Here is a 3,154-nt window from a genome sequence, read left to right as displayed (position 1 = left end):
GACCGACTCCGTTGCTTCCACCGCTTGACACCGCCATGCTGGATGTGCAGGAAATAACCTCCCCGGAATACCGCATGCCGCCCCCACCGCCGGCGGTACACCCCGCGTGAATGAAATCAGCACCAGCAGTCCCATACATCCCAGTGCAGGCACCACTGGCCTCGATGGCACCATTCAGGGCCAGTCGGTGAAGGTCCTTCCGCCTTTCCATTCCCTCTCCGTCGGCGGGGTGACCTGCGGCGTCGATAACGCCCGAATGACTGCGTGCAAAGATCTCCACGGGCGCGGGTTTGTCATGTCGCCGTCGTGGTCGGGTTGGTTGCCGCACGTATGACGGGTTTCGGTCCGGCCGTCCCAACACGCCGCCGAGCCCAACAGGCGGCGTCGCCATACCTCCAGGTCTCCTCGATGCTGAGCGACCGCTCTATCTGCGAAAGATCCAGAACGCCAATGGGATTCGCTGGAGGGGTTGGACTGCACGTTATGGTTGACCGCCATTTCAACGAGGCGGCGTCGAGGGAGGAGATTTCAGCATGGCGCTGGAACCGGACATGAGCCCCTTCGGGTCGATGACGTTGCTTCCGCCGGCTTGGCCCGAGGTCGACGAGGACATCTTGGCGGCCGCGGCCGGCTCCTATGAAGGCCTGGCGCGGCACATCCAGGGCGTCGCGATCCCCCAGTTGCAACAGCAACTGATGGCGCTGGCCGAGAGTTGGAGTGGCACCGCCGCGCAGGCCGCCCAGGCCGAAGCCACCTCGATCATCGGCGAGCATGGCGCGAACGCGGAACAGGCGACCGCCATCGCGGGCAAGCTGCGTCAGATGCTCGAACTGGCCGTCCGCACGAAAATGGCGGTCAACGCGATCGCCCAGGAGGTCCAAGCGGCGTGTGAGGCCATTGAGGCGACCCCGGATGACCCGGGGGTGAAGCAGGCCGCGCAAGCCCAGCAGGTCGCTATGGGGCTCGCGCAGAACATCGCCACGGTCGCGGCGGGCTCCGGGCAGGTCGGCGGGGGCCTGGGTGGCGGACTCGGTGAGGGCCTTGGCGTATCGCCGGGATCCGGTCCAGCCGGTGCTGGCGGCGATCCGATGCAGGCCATGGAGATGGTCATGCAACTGGCCCCGATGCTGCTTTCTCAGATCAGCCAGCTACCGGCGCAGCTCGGCAGTCTCGCGGGCGGTGCGACCAGCCCGCTGCCGCAGATTCCCGCGACGTTCGGTCAGCTGGCCTCAACGGCACTGCCGGCCGGCGGTCCAGGCGTACTCAGTCCCTTCTCCAACCATCCGATGGCGGGCGGCTCCGGGCTGACGCGCGGGGCGGGCCTGCTGCGCGGGATGTCGATTCCCAGGCTGCCGTCGTTGCCGGGACTGGGCCACGGCCCGGCCGGCTCCCCGCACCCGCAGAGGGCATCCGGCAGACCCGCGCCGGGTCACGTGCTCGCCGGCGCCAGTGGTTCCTCGACCGGGGGTGGCCGTCCGCATGCCGGCCCGGCCGGCAGGCCCGGTGTCGGTACAGCGACTGCGCCCTCAGCAGGAGTCCACGGGGGCGGCAGACCGGGTGTCGCACCCGTAGGAGCCGGTGGCCCCGAGCGCGCCGCCGCGGCTTCGGCTCCGGTGGGTGCAGGGGGAACCCCGGCCATGGGTGAGCGCGGCACGACCGGGGGTTCTCGGGCGGCGACTCCGATTCCGGCGCGACTGCACCACGATCTCGCTGAGGACGCCGATGACGATTGGTGAGCCGGCACGGTAGTCGGCACTGGAATTGACGACGGGTGACAACACCCTTAACGACGAGGTGGAGATGACCCCGGTAAACGACGTCGTGAACATCGCGGACGGCGGGATTCCGCCGTGGCTCGTGGCGCTGATCGAGATGCCGGATGCGCCGCTGCCTGGTGCGGGTGCGGATCCGATGAGCGACGCCATCTCCGCGGTTGCACAGTTGCTGCCGCCACCGCTGGCCGCACGGGTCCAGGCGTTGCGTCAACGGGAGGGCCGGTTCGCCGACAATCTCCGGACCGCGAACCGGGAATACGGAACAACCGACGACGAAGGCCAACAGGTGCTGCAGCAGGCTGGCAGTCAACTCGGCCAGATCGGGGGCCAGCTCGGCCAACTCGGGAGCATGAGTGGTTTGTTCCCGCAGACGAGTAATTTCGCCTCGTTGATGCAGCCGGCCCTGCAGGCGGCCCAGGGTGGCAGTCACGCCGCCACTGCGGGACCGGCGCTCACCGCCGCAACGCACCCGTCGGCGGCCGGCGCCGGCCCGGCGGCCGATCCGGGAATGATGCGGATGCCCTCGTTGCCGAGCATGCCGTCGCTACCGCAGGCCGGCCATGGCCCGGCGGGCGCACCCCCGCCGCCGACGGCAACGACCAGGCCCGCCGCCGCCGGTGGCGGTGGTGGGGCCAACAGCGCCGGCAGAGGTCCGTCGACGACGAACCTGGCGGAAAGATCCGGGCCGCCCACGCCGCCGCCCACGACGGCAGCGGCCGGCGGAATCGGCAGGCCCGGCGCCGGTACCGCCCCGGTGGGTGCCGGCGGCGGCATGGGGCCCGCCGGACTCAGCGGGAAGCGGGACGAGACCGGCGGTCACCGAAGCGCCATGCGTGCTGTGCCATTGCTGGAATACGACCTCAGCGAGGGCGATTCCGACGACGATTGGGGCACCGCACCGAGTGGTGCCCACCACCGCGGCGGCTACCAAGCACTGGGTGGCGCCGAGCCGGGCGGAGGCGGCCCGAACACACAGGACATCGCTGGCCACGACGGCTTCAATCGCGGAATCGGCGAATACACCCTGCCGGACGGATCCTGCCCGCCGGGCAACTTCAGCTTTCCCAACGAGCCCAACATCCCGCCACCCGCGGACTCGCTACCCGGTGGTGGCCGCTGGGTTGTCGGCGTCGATGGCCACCCCAGCGGTCCCGGTGGCGGTCCGCCGCCCCAGGCTCCAACCAGCGGTGAGCCGAGGCAGGTCGGCAAGGGCGAACTCCCGATTCAGGTCGGCCGCGGTTCCGGCTGGCAGGAGATCGGCACAGTCCCGCCGAATGGATGGGGCGAGGATCCCGCCATAGTTGGCCAGGAGGCCTACAAATTCCGATGGGTGGGGGAGAGCTTTGACGGCTCTTCCGGTTTCAGAGTGCGTTGATTCG

The 3,154-nt window shown here is 69.6% G+C and carries 2 protein-coding genes; both read left to right on the top strand.

Annotated elements, in window-relative coordinates:
• The first annotated feature begins 551 nt into the window (after positions 1-551).
• Entirely contained in the window at positions 552-1,736 is a 1,185-nt protein-coding gene (locus KIH27_RS21980) for a hypothetical protein (RefSeq protein ID WP_214095077.1), read from the top strand.
• Positions 1,737-1,800: 64 nt separating this feature from the next.
• Positions 1,801-3,150 carry a hypothetical protein gene (locus tag KIH27_RS21975; RefSeq protein ID WP_214095076.1) on the top strand — a complete coding sequence of 450 codons (1,350 nt, stop codon included), beginning with the start codon at positions 1,801-1,803 and terminating at the stop codon, positions 3,148-3,150.
• Positions 3,151-3,154: the final 4 nt, after the last annotated feature.

It is taken from the genome of Mycolicibacter acidiphilus, assembly GCF_018455725.1.
GTDB lineage: Bacteria > Actinomycetota > Actinomycetes > Mycobacteriales > Mycobacteriaceae > Mycobacterium > Mycobacterium acidiphilum.
Note: the sequence above shows the minus strand (reverse complement) of the source record. Positions and strands in the feature narration are given on the sequence as shown.

Bases quoted from the DNA above. Each gene is read 5' to 3' on its own strand.
- KIH27_RS21975 (WP_214095076.1), top strand. From the start codon at position 1,801: ATGACCCCGGTAAACGACGTCGTGAACATCGCGGACGGCGGGATTCCG.
- KIH27_RS21980 (WP_214095077.1), top strand. From the start codon at position 552: ATGAGCCCCTTCGGGTCGATGACGTTGCTTCCGCCGGCTTGGCCCGAG.